This is a genomic window from Acidovorax kalamii (assembly GCF_002245625.1).
Classification (GTDB): Bacteria; Pseudomonadota; Gammaproteobacteria; order Burkholderiales; family Burkholderiaceae_C; genus Acidovorax; species Acidovorax kalamii.
On record NZ_NOIG01000001.1, the window covers coordinates 348,097 to 364,004 of the forward strand.

General features: G+C 67.5%; 13 protein-coding genes. 3 read left to right on the forward strand and 10 right to left on the reverse strand.

All coding sequences use genetic code 11. The features are described from left to right. Nucleotide 1: 1 nt before the first annotated feature. The 4 genes from CBY09_RS01575 to CBY09_RS01585 form a co-directional block, all read right to left on the reverse strand. Nucleotides 2-1,123 carry a lipocalin-like domain-containing protein gene (locus tag CBY09_RS01575; RefSeq protein WP_240515536.1) on the reverse strand — a complete coding sequence of 374 codons (1,122 nt, stop codon included), beginning with the start codon at nucleotides 1,121-1,123 and terminating at the stop codon, nucleotides 2-4. 62 nt (nucleotides 1,124-1,185) lie between these two features. Then, a complete protein-coding gene (locus CBY09_RS01580; protein ID WP_094285697.1) occupies nucleotides 1,186-2,244 on the reverse strand; it encodes a PLP-dependent cysteine synthase family protein in 1,059 nt (352 codons plus the stop codon). Nucleotides 2,245-2,286: 42 nt separating this feature from the next. Then, nucleotides 2,287-2,658, reverse strand: a complete 372-nt coding sequence (locus CBY09_RS23585; protein ID WP_133066219.1) for a hypothetical protein — start codon at nucleotides 2,656-2,658, stop codon at nucleotides 2,287-2,289. A 269-nt stretch (nucleotides 2,659-2,927) separates the two neighbouring features. Further along, complete coding sequence (locus CBY09_RS01585; protein ID WP_094285699.1) at nucleotides 2,928-5,594, reverse strand: ABC transporter permease; 2,667 nt, start codon at nucleotides 5,592-5,594, stop codon at nucleotides 2,928-2,930. Between the two features lie 215 nt (nucleotides 5,595-5,809). Here CBY09_RS01585 and CBY09_RS01590 point away from each other — a divergent pair, with 215 nt between their 5' ends. After that, nucleotides 5,810-6,238, forward strand: a complete 429-nt coding sequence (locus tag CBY09_RS01590) for an Hsp20/alpha crystallin family protein (protein ID WP_056743473.1) — start codon at nucleotides 5,810-5,812, stop codon at nucleotides 6,236-6,238. Nucleotides 6,239-6,277: 39 nt separating this feature from the next. Here CBY09_RS01590 and CBY09_RS01595 read toward each other — a convergent pair whose 3' ends face one another. The 4 genes from CBY09_RS01595 to CBY09_RS01610 form a co-directional block, all read right to left on the reverse strand. Beyond that, nucleotides 6,278-7,474 carry a helix-turn-helix transcriptional regulator gene (locus CBY09_RS01595; protein WP_094285701.1) on the reverse strand — a complete coding sequence of 399 codons (1,197 nt, stop codon included), beginning with the start codon at nucleotides 7,472-7,474 and terminating at the stop codon, nucleotides 6,278-6,280. 193 nt (nucleotides 7,475-7,667) lie between these two features. After that, nucleotides 7,668-8,321 carry an ABC transporter ATP-binding protein gene (locus tag CBY09_RS01600; RefSeq protein ID WP_094285703.1) on the reverse strand — a complete coding sequence of 218 codons (654 nt, stop codon included), beginning with the start codon at nucleotides 8,319-8,321 and terminating at the stop codon, nucleotides 7,668-7,670. After that, entirely contained in the window at nucleotides 8,318-9,340 is a 1,023-nt protein-coding gene (gene miaA, locus CBY09_RS01605) for a tRNA (adenosine(37)-N6)-dimethylallyltransferase MiaA (RefSeq protein ID WP_094285910.1), read from the reverse strand. Before miaA ends, CBY09_RS01600 begins: the two co-directional genes overlap by 4 nt. Continuing rightward, nucleotides 9,327-10,571 (reverse strand): multidrug effflux MFS transporter, encoded by a 1,245-nt coding sequence (locus tag CBY09_RS01610; protein ID WP_094285705.1) that lies wholly within the window; start codon nucleotides 10,569-10,571, stop codon nucleotides 9,327-9,329. Before CBY09_RS01610 ends, miaA begins: the two co-directional genes overlap by 14 nt. 199 nt (nucleotides 10,572-10,770) lie before the next feature. Here CBY09_RS01610 and CBY09_RS01615 point away from each other — a divergent pair, with 199 nt between their 5' ends. Then, nucleotides 10,771-12,114, forward strand: a complete 1,344-nt coding sequence (locus tag CBY09_RS01615) for a serine hydrolase domain-containing protein (RefSeq protein WP_240515538.1) — start codon at nucleotides 10,771-10,773, stop codon at nucleotides 12,112-12,114. A 45-nt stretch (nucleotides 12,115-12,159) separates the two neighbouring features. On the opposite strand, the gene CBY09_RS01620 is transcribed toward CBY09_RS01615, so the two are convergent. Both CBY09_RS01620 and gdhA read right to left on the reverse strand, forming a co-directional pair. Then, nucleotides 12,160-12,993, reverse strand: a complete 834-nt coding sequence (locus tag CBY09_RS01620; protein ID WP_094285707.1) for an alpha/beta hydrolase — start codon at nucleotides 12,991-12,993, stop codon at nucleotides 12,160-12,162. 140 nt (nucleotides 12,994-13,133) lie between these two features. Next, nucleotides 13,134-14,477 (reverse strand): NADP-specific glutamate dehydrogenase, encoded by a 1,344-nt coding sequence (gdhA, locus tag CBY09_RS01625; protein WP_094285709.1) that lies wholly within the window; start codon nucleotides 14,475-14,477, stop codon nucleotides 13,134-13,136. 246 nt (nucleotides 14,478-14,723) lie between these two features. Here gdhA and CBY09_RS01630 point away from each other — a divergent pair, with 246 nt between their 5' ends. Then, on the forward strand, nucleotides 14,724-15,887 hold the full coding sequence (locus CBY09_RS01630; protein WP_094285711.1) for a glycerophosphodiester phosphodiesterase: 1,164 nt from the start codon (nucleotides 14,724-14,726) through the stop codon (nucleotides 15,885-15,887). The last annotated feature ends 21 nt before the right edge of the window (nucleotides 15,888-15,908 follow it).

Here is a 15,908-nt window from a genome sequence, read left to right on the forward strand (position 1 = left end):
CTCACAGGCGCAGCGGCTTTGCATATCCGGTCATCTCCAGATAGCCTCGCCCCACGGGCTGTCCGCTGCCGTCCAGCAGGTCGGACAGTCCCTCCCAATAAATCGCGCCGCTGGACCCACTGCTGTCCAGCTCCTGGTTATCCAGCAGCGCGCGCACCTCAAACTGCCCCACCGGCGTCAACACCCGCCACTGCACCGGGTAGCGCGCGCTGCTGTGCGGGCTGGCCCAGGTGCGCAGCGGGGTGAACACCACGGCCTGCGCGCCAAACACCTGCGCAGGCTGCCCGGGTGCCCGCCACGACCCTCCGGCCCACAGTGCCGAGCCATCCGCGCGCCGCAGGCGGAAGGCCGTCAATGCACTGCCATCGGCCAGGTTCATGCCAATCCAGTCCCAGCCCTGGGCCTCGGGGTGCATCAGCGCCTCGCTCCACTCGTGGTCCATCCACGCGCGGCCGGTGCCCGGCTCCACCGCCATGCTGCGGCCCGCCACTGTCAGGTGTCCGCTCACGGCCAGCTGCGGCTGGCTGTAGTAGTAGCTCGCCTGCGCCGCATCCGGCCCCTTGCGTGACAGGCCTTGCTGGCCCTGCAGCAGCACCGGCTGCGTGCTGTCGAACTGCAACTCCAGCCCCAGCTCGCTGCCGGTGATGCGCGTGGTGTAGCGGCTGCGCGGGCCATCGGCGGCCGTGCTGCCCGGCACATCACTGCGCTCCAGCGTCCAGTCCTGCAGCCGGATGCGCGTATCCGCCTCGCTGGCCTGCGCCACACCAAAACCCGCACGCGCAATGCGCTGGTCGTGCCGCAGGCGCTGGCCTTTCACATCGGTGATGGCGGCATGTGCAAACAACAGCTGCTTGGCCGCAAACGCCGACTGCAGGCCCTGCGTAGCATCCACCCGTGAGCGGAAAAACGTGAGCTGAAACCCCCACGGCTGGCCCTGCGCCTGCACATGGCCGGTGATGTACCACCACTCGGTGCGCAGCTCCGGGTGGCTGCCATGGTCGCGCGGAAAGGCCAGCGTGCGCGCGGGCAGTGCCTGCGCCGCACCCGGCCAGAGTAGCGCGCCCAGCCCAGCTGCCTGCAGGCTGGCCCCCATTAGCCAGTGGCGGCGTGTGGAGCTGTGCATGGTGTGGGGATCGATGTACGGGATGGAGTTTCGGAATGGAGTTGCGGGACGGGGCAGGGCGCTCAGCCCATCAACGCGTCCACCTTCTGCTGCGCGGCCGAGCAATCGCCAAACGTGCGGTCCACCCAGTCGGTGTCGAAGTACGTGGGCAGATACCGCTCGCCCGCATCGCACAGCAGCGACAGGATGGAGCCGCGCTCGCCCCGCTCCCGCATCTCGCTGGCCAGCGTGAGCATGGCCACAAAGTTGGTGCCTGTAGACGGGCCTACGCGCCGCCCCAGCAACTGAGAAAGCGCGCGCATGGCGGCGATGGACTCGCAGTCCGCCACATCCACCATGCGGTCCACCAGCGTGCGGATAAAGCTCGGCTCCACACGTGGCCGTCCAATGCCTTCGATGCGCGATCCCGGTGCTGTCAGTTGCGAATCGCCCGTGCGGTGGTAGGCGCTGAACACCGACCCTGCCGGGTCGGCCACACACACCTGTGTGGCATGGCGCTGGTAGCGCACATACCGGCCAATGGTGGCGCTGGTGCCGCCCGTGCCCGCACCCACCACAATCCAGCGCGGCACCGGGTGCGGCTCGCGCGCCATCTGCGTGAACATGCTCTCGGCAATGTTGTTGTTGCCACGCCAGTCGGTCGCCCGCTCGGCATAGGTGAACTGGTCCATGTAGTGGCCGCCGGTCTCCTCGGCAATCGCCCGGGCCGCGTCATACACCGCGCCCGCGCTGTCCACAAAGTGGCAACGCCCGCCATGGAACTCGATCTGCGCCACCTTCTCGGGCGAGGTGCTGCGCGGCATCACCGCCACAAACGGCAGCCCCAGCAGGCGCGCAAAGTAGGCCTCGCTCACCGCCGTGGAGCCGCTGGAAGATTCGACGATGGTCGAGCCCTCATGCACCCAGCCATTGCACAGCGCGTACAAAAACAGCGACCGCGCCAGCCGGTGCTTCAGGCTGCCCGTGGGGTGGGTGGATTCGTCTTTGAGGTACAGGTCAATGCCATGCGCGGCAAAGGCGGGCAGCCGCAGCGGGATCAGGTGCGTGTCGGCACTGCGCTGGTAGTCGGCTTCGATGCGGGCGATGGCTTCGTGGAGCCAGGGGGAGGAAGGTGGGGTCATGGGGGATTTTGCGCGTTTGCTCGACTAAAGGGCTTTGACTGGTCAGGACGTTGAATACGGCTTCTCACAATGTTTTTCGGCCTTCCTGTAGAGCATGCTCGATAAAAAAGCGAAACCGAGAGATGCGCCGGAAGATACGAAAGCAGCCAGGCCAAGGAATGCACAGGCTGTGAATCCCGCGAGGAAGAAAAGTGATGGGGCCGAGGGCTTGCGAGAAAAAGAAACGATGAAAGCGATGTAAGCGCTTAAAGCAGCGCCCGGCCACGCACCCCATAGATTTTTGGATATCGCTCGAAAGCCAGGAATGGGGTTGGCGTCGGGCTCAAGCCAGGTACCCCACACTGCCGCAAGCAGAAAAAAGGCTGCGACGGCGCAGGCAAATATTTTCTCTGACAGTGAAAAGGGTGATTTCATTGCAATGGATGTAAACCGGACCTTGTCTAGATCCCAGATTGCGGGGTTCGCACTGTGTCGATGGATATGTTGACGCGAATGTCGCGACTCCAGGGTTGCCGAGTTTATTGTTTTCAATCCAAATTCAAGCGCCTGTCGGTGGGCTGGCGATCACTCACACGCCAGACGCATCCTGTCTGTATCGCATGACCGCGTTGGAGCATCAACCATCAATCAAACAGGATTAGTTGGGGGAGGAGCGTAAAAACCGCTTCGCGCCCCTTCTTTCTTCACCAATCCTCCTTCACCGCCATCACCGCATCCCTCCCCGCAGCCGCCCGCCCCGCCAGCCACGCGGTAACCGTACCCGACACCACCACCGCAGCACACAACCCCAGCAACCTCCCCCCCGGCACCGCCAGATCCATCGTCCAGTGAAAACTCTGCGGGTTGACCACGTGCACCAGCACCACCGACACGGCCAGCCCCAGCAGCACGCCCGCCGCCGCGCCCACAGCCGTCCATGCAGCGCCTTCGCCCGCCACCACGGTCAGGATCTGCCGCCGCGTGAGGCCCAGGTGGGCGAGCAGGCCGAACTCCTTGCGGCGGGCCAGCACCTGGGCGCTGAAGCTGGCGGCCACGCCGAAGAGGCCGATGCCGATGGCGACGGCCTGCAGCCAATAGGTGACGGCAAAGCTGCGGTCAAAGATGCGCAGCGAGCGCTCGCGGATGGCGCCAGAGGAGGCGAATTCGAGCAGGGCTTCGCCGCTGTCGCCCGCGCCTGCCGTGTGGCCTGCGTGGGTGGCGGCCAGATTGCGGATGGCTGCTTGCAACGCGGCGGTGTCGGTGCCTTCGCGGGGCCACAGGGCCAGGTCGCTGGTGCGGGCGTCGCCGGTCAGGCGCAGCCAGGCGGCGCGGTCCAGGGCCACGGCGCCGGACTGGCGGGCGTAGTCGCGCCACACGCCTGCTATGTAAAAGATAGCTGCTTGGGCATGTCCATCGCGCGCAAACGGCCTAAAAGACTCTGAAAGTGCGGGCCATTCCATGCCGGGGCGCACGCCATACAGGTCTACCACCGCCTCGCTGATGTAGACGGCCACGCGGCCCGCCGGCACGCTGAGGGGCTCGCCCACCAGGGGCAGGCTTTGGGCGGGGTTGTCGCCCAGGGGGCGGCTCAGCACCGCCAGGGCGGGCAGGGTGGGCGAGAGCTGCACGGGGCTGGCGCGCAGGGGCTGCACGCGTTCCACGCCGGGCAGTTGGGCCACGGCTTCGGCAAAACCAGCGGGCAGCAGCGCGGCCTCGGTGCCCGTGGTGCCGCTGGTGCTGAGGGCGGAGCGCACATACAGCGGCGACGGCAGCACGGCGTCCAGCCACTGCGTGACCGAGCCGCGAAAGCTGGCCACCATCACCGTCAGCGCCACGGCCAGGCTGAGCGATGCCACCACGCCGCCCACCGCAATGGCCGCGCTGCCGCGCATGCGGCGTGCGCGCTCCAGCGCCAGCAGGGGCAGGGTGTGGCGCGCGGCCAGCGGCTGGAGGGCTGCCAGCAGCCGCGCCATGCCCCAGGGCAGCAGCGCAATGCCGCCCACCAGCAGCAGGCCGATGGCCACATACGCCGCCAGCGGCACGCCGCCCACCGGGGGCGCCAGGGCCAGCAGTGCGCCGCCCGCCAGCAGCACCAGGCCCAGCGTGCCCCGGTCTGCCTGGCTGGCGGCGGTGCCCAGGCCCTTCAGCGTTTGCGCCGGGGGCAGCTGCTGTGCGGCGCGTGCGGGCCACCAGCCGCCCGCCAGTGCGGCGGCCACGCCCAGCGCGCCGTATACCAGCGCGGCGGTGGCGCTCCACTGCAGCGCGGGCTGCACGCCTGCAAAGTAGCCACCGCCCAGGTCGCCGCCCAGCAGCTGCAAGGCGGTGGCGGCCAGGGCGGTGCCCAGCGCAATGCCCAGCACGCTGCCCAGCAGCCCCAGCGCAGCCGATTCGACCAGCACCAGCAGCAGGCGCTGGCGCGGCGTGGCGCCCAGCACGGCCAGCAGCGCAAACTGCGGCCCGCGCTGCGCCACGCTGAGGGCGAGCACCGAGAACACCAAAAAGGCCCCGGTGAACAGCGCCACCAGCGCCAGCACCGTGAGGTTGACGCGGTACGCGCGAGAGAGGTTGCTGATGCGCTGGGCCGCATCGCCCGGCTGCGCCAACACGGCGTTGGCGGGCCAGCCGGGCTCGGCGCGCAGCGTGCGCTGCCAGGCGGCGGTGTCGGTGCCGGGCTGCAGTTGCAGGTCGATGCGTGTGAGCGCGCCCTGGCGGCCAAAAAGGTCTTGCGCGGCGCCAATGTCCATCACCGCCAGCGGCGCGCCGCCCGCCGCCACGGTGCCTGCCACCTGCACCGGCACGCGCTGCTGCAGGCCGGTGATCAGCAGTACGGTGGGGGGCGGGCTGCCACGGTCTTTGTCGCCCTGGGGTCCACTGGTGGGCAGTCCCAGCGCTTGCAGCGCGGCGGTGTTGAGGAACACGGTGGCCGGGGCGAACAGCGCAAAGCGGTCGGCACCATCCCACGGGCGCGGCATGAGCGCGGGGGCCATGGGGGGCAGCAGCAGCGCGTCGGCGCCCAGCACGCGCAGCGGGGTGCGGGCAGGCTGGGGTGTGGCGGCGGCATCCACGGCCTGCGCCACGGCCGACAGCTCAAGCAGCGGGCTGGCGCGGGCCACCTGCGGGTCGGTGGCCAGGCGTTCGTACTGCGCCTCGGGCAGGGGGCCCTGCATGGCGCGCAGTTCCAGGTCGGGCTGGCCGTTGACGGCGCGAACGGCCTGCGAAAACTCGTCCAGCGCAGACGCATTGATCACATGCACCGCAAATGCCAGCGCCACACCCAGCATCACGGCTGCCACCGCTGCGGCGCTGCGCCAGGGGTGGTGGCGCAGGTCTTGCCAGGAGAAGGTGCGGAGCAGGGCGAGCATGGGTTGCATTGTGGCTGCAGGGGCCAGCTGCAGCGCCTTTGAGGTACATCAACCTTGCGTTTTGCACCCTCTTGAAGTGCCGAAAGGCTGCGCCTATCTTGGAGCCAGAAGGTGTGAATGAACCCCGCGCACAGGCGTATAGGGTTTTGTTCGCACCCTCTCAGGGGCCCGCCCTCCTGCGCAGGCCCGGTTGTTTGTACCAACCCCTTTTCAGGAGCAAAACCATGAACTCTCTTGTGACCCGCGGCAGTCTGTTTGACGACTTCTTCAAAGACATCGCCCCCGGCTTTTACGTGCGCCCGCTGCATGGCGACAACCTGCCGTCGCCCAGCCAGATCAAGGTGGATGTGAAGGAGACCGAAGGCGGCTACACGGTGCAGGCCGAAGTGCCCGGCGTGGCCAAGGAGGACATCCATGTCTCGCTCGAAGGCAATGTGGTGAGCCTGCGCGCCGAGGTGCGCCAGCACGATGAAAAGCGCGAGGGCGAAAAGGTGCTGCGCAGCGAGCGCTATTTCGGCGCCGTGGCCCGCAGCTTCCAGCTGCCCGCCGATGTGGACGCTGCCCAGGCCAAGGCCAAGTACGACAACGGCGTGCTGACGCTGAACCTGCCCAAGAAGGTGAACAAGGCGGCCCAGCGGCTGAATATTGAGTGATGGGCCGTTGACCACTCTGGCCCCGGCTCCGCTGGTGTGTCAGGGCGTGGCCAGCGCCACCTCTGACCGCCGCAGCATGGCGGGGCCGGTGAGCACGGCGCGCACAAAATCGGTCTGGCGCCCCACGCCGGCCTTGGTGGCGATGGTGCGGAACTGGCTGCGCACGGTGTGAATGGACACCGACTGTTGCTCGGCATACTCCTGCAGCGACAAGCCATTGACCAGCCCCTGGGCCAGGCGGGCTTCGGCGGGCGTGAGGCCGTACAGGCTGCGCAGCACGCCTTCGAGCGACTGCAGCGCGCTGGCCGGGTTGCTGATAAAGACAGCGCCACAGGCATGGGCGCCGAAGGGTTCGGACCAATGCGGCAGCGGCGCCACCATCACATGCAGCTCGCTGCCCGTCAGGCTGCGCAGCCGCATGCCCGTGCCCGCGTGCATGGGCGCGCCGGTGGGTGTGGACACCACCGCCCGCATGGCGGCCTGCAGTCGCTGGTCGTCTGCGTGCTGCGTGGCATGCAGGCCATCGCGTTCATGGATGCGCAACAGCCCGCTGGACTGGGCCAGTGAGTGCGCGCGGCCATTGGCGTGCAGCAGGCAGGCGCCTTCGCCCAGCAGCAACACGCCCATGGGCAGGCTTTCCATCACTGACAACGAGGCGTGTGCCAGGGCCTCGGCGCGGTGCAGGCGCCGGTGCAGCGCAAACGCCGTCTGCAGGTGTGGCACCAGCGATTGCAGCCGCAGTTCCTCATCGGCCGTGTAGGGGCCGCAGCGCTTGCTGCGCACGGCCGTGACGTTGAAGGAGCGGTGGCGGCGCTTTTCGACCACCGCAGCCAGCGTGTAGAACAGGTCGAGCGGACGCAGCCAGTCGCAATGCCATTCGGTGCGCGGCAAATGTTTGTCCGGATAGAACTTGGAGCCGTTGACGATGTGCCCCTCGTGGTGCATGCGCTCATCCTGCGTCCAGACATTGGTGCGGCAGTAATAGGCCGCAAAGCTCGCCATGGCGTCGTCACCCACCCCATGGTGGGCCGCGAGCGAGGTCGAGCCCCCCGTCACCTCCACCGAACCGTCTGAAAAGTCCTGGCCAAAGATCATCGTGGCCTGCGACGAGAACTCGGCTGCAAAGCGTGCGAGGAACTCCTGCCAGCGCCGGGCGTCCAGTGCGGCGTCATAGACGCTGCGGATCAGGCCTGGCATTCCGATGTCGTTGGGGGCGTATGTCGGCAGCGTGGTCATGGGTCCTCGTTCCGGGGGCGATCGGGCCGTGCAGTCTTCCAAATCATACGTTTGGGGGATGCCGAGGACAACACGAATGGATACAAAGGTGCTGTGTTCCTGGTGGGACTGCCACATCCGGGGTGCGCGGGGGCAACCCGTGTACCCCGGCTGTTGTGTCACAGCGGCGCCGCAGCGGGCCTGGCCGCCGCCTTCAGTGCGGGGCGATGCCGTCAGCCGTGAGGCGCAGCACCCGGTCCGCCCGCGCGGCTGCGGCGTCGGAATGTGTGACCAGCACCAGCGATGCGCCGTGCTCGCGCGTCTGCGCGAGCAGCAGGTCCATCACGCGGGTGGCGGTGGTGGGGTCGAGGTTGCCGGTGGGCTCGTCGGCCAGCAGCAGGGCGGGGCGGTGCACCAGCGCGCGGGCAATGGCCACGCGCTGCAGCTGGCCGCCGCTGAGCTGCTGCGGCAGCCGTGCGCCCAGGCCCTGCAGGCCCACGGCGGTCAGCATGTGCTGTACGCGCTCGGGCTCGCTTTGCCCCAGCAGCATCAGCGGCAGGGCTACGTTCTGCGCCACGTCCAGGTGCGGCAGCACGTGGAAGGCCTGGAACACAAAACCCACATGCGCACGCCTCCACAGCGCACGGGCGGTGTCGTCCAGCTGGCCCAGGTCGGTGGCGCCTTGGGTGATGCTGCCGGTGTCCCAGGTGTCCAGCCCCGCCAGGCAGTTGAGCAGGGTGGACTTGCCCACGCCCGAGTCGCCCACGATGGCCACGAACTCGCCGGGCGCCACGCTGAAGCGCACGTTGGCAAACACCGGCGTGCTGCCGTAGTGTTTGCCCAGGCCGTCCACGCGCAGCAGGGTCATGACGGGGTGCGCTGCTGCTGATGGTCCAGCCGCTGCAGCACGGCCTGCACCAGCTCGGCCACGGCGTGGGGGTGGTCGCAGGCGATGGCGTGGCGCTGCGGCATGCTGCGCAGCCAGGTGATCTGGCGCTTGGCCAGCTGGCGCGTGGCGGCAATGCCGCGTTCGCGCAGCAGGCCCATGTTGATAGGGCGGCCGGGCGCTTGCGCGGCGATGAAGTCCAGCTCGTCCCACACCTGGCGGTAGCCCACACAGCGCATTGAGGGCAGGTCGGGGTGCAGGTCGCCGCGTGCGCGCAGGGCCTGCACCTCGTCGATGAAGCCACCGGCCAGCATGGCGTCAAAACGCTGGGCAATGCGGTCGTGCAGCCAGGCGCGGTCGTCGGGTTCCAAGGAAAAAAGGGCGCTTGCGCCCGCTGGTAAAGCGCTACCAGCTCCTTTTTTTGTAGTGTGGAAGCTCGACAGAGGCTGGCCGGACACCTGCCACACCTCCAGCGCGCGCTGGATGCGCTGGCTGTCGCCGGGCGCCAGGCGGGCCGCCGTGACCGGGTCTACCTGCGCCAGCTCGGCGTGCAGCGCGGGCCACCCCTGTTCGGCGGCCTGGGCCTCGATCTTTGCGCGCACCTCGGGGTCGGCCGCAGGCATGTCGTCGATGCCGTCGAACAGCGCCTTGAAGTACAGCATGGTGCCGCCCACCAGCAGCGGCCGGGCGCCGCGTGCGCGGATCTCGGTGATGAGCCGGGTGGCATCCTGCACAAACTCGGCGGCGCTGTAGGCCTGCAGCGGGTCGCGGATGTCGATGAGGTGGTGGGGCACGGCGGCGCGCTCATCCGCTGTGGGCTTGGCGGTGCCAATGTCCATGCCCCGGTACACCAGGGCCGAGTCCACGCTAATGATCTCGACCGGCTGGCCTTGTTTGCCCAGCACGGCGGCCAGCGCCAGGGCGCCAGCGGTCTTGCCGGATGCGGTGGGGCCTGCCAGAGCGATCAGGGGCAGGTCGTTGTGGGGCTCAGGCGCGGTCACGGGCGGCTCCAAACTTCTGCACCAGCGTCCACGAGATGAGGGCCAGCACCACCGACCAGAACCAGATGCCGTTGACCAGCGGCCACACCGTGCCGTCGAGCCGCTGGCCCAGCCAGCCGCCAATCGCAAAGGCCGCCAGCATCATCATGAAACCGTTGAGGGCCGACGCCACGCCCGCCGCTTGCGGAAACGGCCCCACCGCCCCGCTTTGCCCGCAGGGCTGATGGATGCCATGGCCCACCATGAACAGGTAAAACGGCAGCAACAGGGCAAAGGGGTGGTGCCAGCCCATCCAGGCTACCAGCGCCATCAGCGTGCCGCCTGCCACGCTCAGCCCCCCGGCAATGGCCACCGTGCGCTGCAGGCCGTGGCGGGCCAGCAGGCGGCGGCACAAAAAGGTGCCGCCCAGGTAGGCCGCGCAGGCCGAGGCCATGGTCCAGCCGAACTGCGTGCGCGAGAGGCCCAGCACGTCGATGTAGACAAACGACGACGCCGCCAGAAACGTGAACAGCCCGCCATAGGTGGCCGTGGTCTGCAGCGAAAACGCCCAGAAGGTGGGGCTCTTCAGCACATGCAGCCAGGTGCCCACCAGCGCGCGGGGTTGCAGGGCCTGCGGGTTGCGCTGTGCCAGCGTCTCGGGCATGCGCAGGGCCACCAGGGCCAGGGTGACGACCGCGTACACGGTCAAGGCAGACAGCGCGGCGCGCCAGCCCAGCCATTCGCTCAGCAGCCCGCCCATCGGCGCGCAGATGCAGGCCACGATGCCCAGCCCGGTGAGCGCCTTGGACATGGCGCGTGCACCTTCGAGCGGTGTGTACAGGTCGCGCACGATGGCGCGCGCGCACATCACCACCGCGCCCATGGCTGCGCCCTGGGCAATGCGCCACACGATGAGCAGTGCCATGCTGGGCGCCAGCGCGCTGCCCACCGAGGCCACGGTGTAGATGGTCAGGCCCGCCAGCAGCACAGGGCGGCGGCCAAACCGGTCGGAAAGCGGGCCCCACACCATCTGCGAGCAGCCAAACGCCAGCAGCAGGCCGCTCAGGGTGAGCTGCGCCGCCGACAGCGGTGCGCCCAGGCTGCGGGTGAGCGCGGGCAGGGCGGGCAGGTACAGGTCGGTGGTGACGGGCTGGATGGACAGCAGCAGGGCCAGCACCAGAATGGCCAGGCCGGGGTGGATCGAGACAGGGGCGGGGGCCGCAGGCAGGGCGGTGGCGGAGGGGGCAGACATATCTGTCTGAGGGTACCAGATGGGGCATGGGCGCCGCGCCGGGCGGGGCTTGTGAGCGGTGGTGAGAACTGGTGTGTGACCTGCGTCGCGCGGGTGACAGGGGGCGGGGCCGGCGGCGCAGCACCATGCTGGTGCGGTCGGCCGGGCCCACGCAGCCGCACAACAAGACACAACACAACAAACCAGGAGACAACATCCCATGCACAAGACCACAATCCCCCGGGAGCCCCAGGGCTGGTGCCCTGCCGTGGCCACCCGGCTGCGCAGCGCGCTGGCGCTGGCTGCCGTGGGCACCGCCCTGGCCGCCCAGGCCCAGGCTCCTGCCCTGCCTGCGCCGGAGAGCGTGACACTGGACAAGCTGGGCTACATGACCACCTTCCCGCCCGAGGGTGCGCAGCGTGTGGACCTGAGCAATTCCTTCAAATACCCCCAGATGCGCTGGGCGCTGCAGCATCTGCGCGAGCTGCAGCCCACGCACAACATCCGCCGGGGCAGCGCAGCGCCGTCCCCCTTGCCTGCAGACCCCAAACCCCTGGGCAGCGTGGTGTTTGACGACGACAAGGGCCAGCCCATCACCGTGGATCAGTGGCTCACCCGCACCTACACGGACGCGCTGGTGGTGATGCACAAGGGCCGCGTGGTGTACGAGCGCTACGACAACCAGATGAAGCCGCACACGCCGCACCTGCTGTTCTCGGTCACCAAGTCGTTCACCGGCCTCATGGCTGCGCAGCTGGCGCACGAGGGCAAGATCGACCCCAATGCGCTGGTCACAAAATATGTGCCCGAGCTGGCCGACTCGGCCTGGGGCGACATGAAGGTGCGCGAGGTGATGGACATGACGGGGGCCGTGCGCTTCCGCGAGGTCTATACCGACCCCACCACCGAAATTTTTGGCTACAGCTGGTCCAGCGGCATGCTGCCGCGCCCGCCGGGCTACCAGGGGCCGACCAATGTGTATGACTTCCTCAAAACCCTGAAGAAGGAGGGCGAACACGGCGCAGGTTTTGTGTACCGCACCGTGCATTCCGAGGTGCTGGGCTGGATCGTTTCACGTGCCACGGGCAAACACTGGGCCGAGCTGATGAGCGACAACGTCTGGCAGAAGCTGGGCATGGAGGAGGACGCCCATGTGATGGTGGACAGCGTGGGCACGCCGCTGCAGGGCGCAGGGCTCAATGCCACGGCGCGCGACCTGGCGCGGTTTGGCGAAATGCTGCGCCTGGGCGGCAGCTACAACGGCCAGAAGATTTTTGACAAGGCCGTGATCGACGACACCGCCAAGGGCGGCGACCGCGAGAAGTTCAAAATGGGCGGCATGGCCTTTCGCCCCGGCTACAGCTACCGCAACCAGTGGTGGGTGCTGCACAACGCCGACGGCGCCTGGGAGGCCGCAGGCATCCACGGCCAGTTCATCCATGTGAACCCCGCCGCCGAGATGGTTGTGATCAAGCTCTCGTCGCACCCGGTAGCGGGCGCGGGCTTCACCCACCCGCTCACGTTCAAGGCCTGGGCGGCACTGGCGCAGGCAGTGCGGCGCTGAGGTTTCTGCGTTGAGGTTGCAGCACCTGGGCTTTGGACTAGGTGCTTACTTCAGCTTGAACAGCGCCACCATGGCTTCGCGGTACAGGCCCTGGCCCACGGCGTTGGTGTTGTGGTGCGAGCCGCCTTCCACCAGCACAAACCGCTTGGGCTCTGCCGCCGCCTCGTACAGCTTGCGGCCCAGGCTGGGCCGGATCAGGCTGTCCTCGCTGCCATGCACCACCAGCAGGGGCGAGCCGATCTCTGCCACCTTGCGCACCGATTCAAACCGCTGCGTGATCAGCCCCGACACCGGCAGCCAGCCCCACTTGAAGGTGCTGACCACCTCGGGGATGCTGGTGAAGGTGCCTTCGACGATGGTGCCCTGCTCGTCCTGCACCTGGCGCGCCAGGTCGATGGCAATCGCACCGCCGAGCGAGTGGCCAAAGATGTAGCGGGGCTTGTTCGGTTGCTGCTGTGCCAGCCAGTCCCAGGCGGCGCGGGCGTCCTCGGCGGCGGTGGCCTCGGACGGCAGGCCTGCGCTGCTGCGGCCAAAGCCCCGGTAGTCGATGGCCAGCACCGAGAACCCCAGCTCCTGCATGCGCCGGATGCGGTTGGACGAGCCCGCCACGTTCCAGCGTGCGCCGTGCAGGTACAGCAGCACGGGCGCATCCTTGCGCTCATGGGGCAGCCACAGTCCGTGCAGGCGCTCGGCCTTGCCGCTGGTGTCGGACTGGAAGTCGATCCACACATCCTCCATGCCCTCGGTGGACGGGGCGCCACCCCAGCTGCGGTCGCTGGGCTGGAAGATCCACTCGCGCTGTTTGGCGTCGAGGGTGGCGCAGCCCGCCAGGACGGCAATGGCCAGCGCCAGGGAAATCAGGGCAGGGGTGCGTTTCATGAAGAGGACAGAGCGGAGCGATGCCGGAAAGTTCTGTCCTTTCTGCATGCACGCTCTGTGCCCATTGTGCTGATAACGTTGCCCAATGGGGGGCAACCCCCTGCCTTTTCCCCTCTTTTGCGGGGGATTTTGGGTGCGGTCTAGACCACGCCCTGCGCCAGCATCGCGTCGGCCACCTTCACAAAGCCTGCAATATTGGCGCCATCCACATAGCTCACGCGGCCGTCGGCGTGTTTGCCATAGCGCAGGCAGGCGGCGTGGATGCCCTGCATGATCTGCAGCAGGCGTGCATCGACCTCTTCGCGCGGCCAGGCCAGGCGGGCGGCGTTCTGGCTCATCTCCAGGCCCGAGGTGGCTACGCCCCCCGCGTTGCTGGCCTTGCCGGGGGCATACAGCACGCCAGCGGCTTCAAACGCCTTGGCGGCCTCGATGGTCGAGGGCATGTTGGCCCCCTCGGCCACGCAGACCACGCCGTTCCTGATCAGGGTGGCAGCGTCGCGCGCGTCCAGCTCGTTCTGGGTGGCGCAGGGCAGGGCCACATCCACCGGCACATGCCAGGGGCGCACACCGGCCTCGAACCGCACGCCGGTGCGCTCGGCGTAGTCGCTCACGCGGCCGTAGTGGTGGTTCTTCACATCCATCAGAATGGCGAGCTTCTCGGGCGTGAAGCCGTCCTCGTCCACGATGGTGCCGCTCGAATCCGACACGGTGACCACCTTGGCGCCCAGCTGCAGGGCCTTTTCCACCGCGTACTGCGCCACGTTGCCCGAGCCCGACACTGACACGCGCAGGCCGTCGAGCGAGCGGCCGTTGGCGCGCAGCATTTCTTGCGCAAAGTAGACCGTGCCGTAGCCCGTGGCCTCGGGGCGGATCAGCGAGCCGCCGAACGACAGGCCCTTGCCGGTGAACACGCAGTCCGCCCGGTTGCTGAGTTTTTTCATCATGCCCGCCATGTAGCCCACCTCGCGGCCACCCACGCCGATGTCGCCTGCCGGCACGTCGGTGTCGGCGCCCACGTGGCGGAACAGCTCAGACACAAACGCCTGGCAAAAGCGCATGACTTCACCGGGGCTGCGGCCCTTGGGGTCGAAGTCGCTGCCGCCTTTGCCGCCGCCCATGGGCAGTGTGGTCAGCGCGTTCTTGAAGGTCTGCTCGAACGCCAGAAACTTCAGCACCGACAGGTTCACCGAGGGGTGGAAGCGGATACCGCCCTTGAACGGGCCAATCGCCATGCTGTGCTGGATGCGGTAGCCCCGGTTGACCTGCACCGTGCCGTGGTCGTCCACCCATGACACGCGGAACATCACGATGCGCTCGGGCTCCACCAGCCGCTCCAGCAGCCCGTGCTCGGCATAGCGGGGGTGTTCGGCAATGAACGGCCACAGGCTCTCCATGACCTCGGTGACGGCCTGCAGGAATTCGGGCTGACCCGGATTGCGAAGTGCCACATGGGAAAGGAAGCTGCCTGCGGACTCGTATTTCATTGGCTCACGACTTTCTGTATCTAAAAAGCAGGCAATGGCGCGCTGCAACATCGAATTATGTTCAAAAGTTATACGTTCATGCAGATGTCTCTGCACAATGGTGGGGAATGTGGTGGATGGCTTGCCACATATTGGTGCATCTGGTGGCGGTGCATAAACCGTCACCGGTTGGCAAGAAGGGCGTCACGGCCTTGTCACAAGGCGGGCCCACAGTTCGGCGGTTCTAAACACAACGAGGAGAAGAGCATGCACATTTCTGGTGCGAAGTGGGGAGTTCTGGCCGTGGCGGCCATGCTGGCCGCCTGCGGCGGCAGCGACGACAGCCCCTACCCCACATTGAAGGGCGACAAGCCCCTGGTGATTGGCCACCGTGGTGCCAGCGGCTACCTGCCCGAGCACACGCTGGAGAGCTACAAGCGTGCGGTGGAGTTGGGTGCCGACTTCATCGAGCCCGACCTCGTGGCCACCAAGGACGGCGTGCTGATCGCCCGCCACGAGCCCAACATCACCGGCACCACCGATGTGTCCACCCGCGCTGAGTTTGCCAACCGCAAGACCAAGAAGATGGTGGACGGCGTTGAAGAAGAAGGCTGGTTCGCCTCGGACTTCACCCTGGCCGAAATCAAGACCCTGCGCGCTATCCAGCCCATGGCCGAACGCGACCAGTCGCACAACGGCAAGTACCAGATCCCCACGCTGCAGGAAGTGCTGGACCTGGCCAAGAGCGAAGGCACCAAGGCCGGCCGCACCGTGGGCGTGTACCCCGAAACCAAGCACCCCACCTACCACGTCAACCTGGGCCTGAAGCTGGAAGACCGCCTGCTGGACGTGCTGGCCCAGTACGGCTACACCAGCAAGACCTCGCCCGTGATCGTGCAGTCGTTCGAGGTGTCCAACCTCAAGTACCTGCGCACCAAGACACAGATCCGCCTGGTGCAACTGGTGGACGCCAACGACGTGAACGCCGACGGCAGCATGGACCTCACGGCCCCCTACGACAAACCCTATGACTTTGCCGTGGCCGGTGACAAACGCACCTTTGCCAGCCTGCTCACCCCCGCAGGCCTCAAGGAAGTCAAGACCTACGCTGACGGCATCGGACCCTGGAAGCCGTACCTGATCCCCTCCAAGCAGGTGGACGCCAACAAGGACGGCAAGCCCGACGACCTGAACGGCGACGGCAAGATTGACGACCGCGACCGCGTGATGATGCCCCCCACCGACGTGGTGAAAAACGCCCACGCCGAAGGCCTCATGGTGCACCCCTACACCTTCCGCAACGAAGCGCGCCGCCTGGCATCGGACTTCAAGGGCGACCCCAAGGCCGAGTACAAGCTGTTCTACAACCTGGGTGTGGATGGGGTGTTCAGCGACTTCCCGGATACGGCCAAGGCGGCTCGGGACAATTGAAGTCCCCCTGAGGCGCTGCGC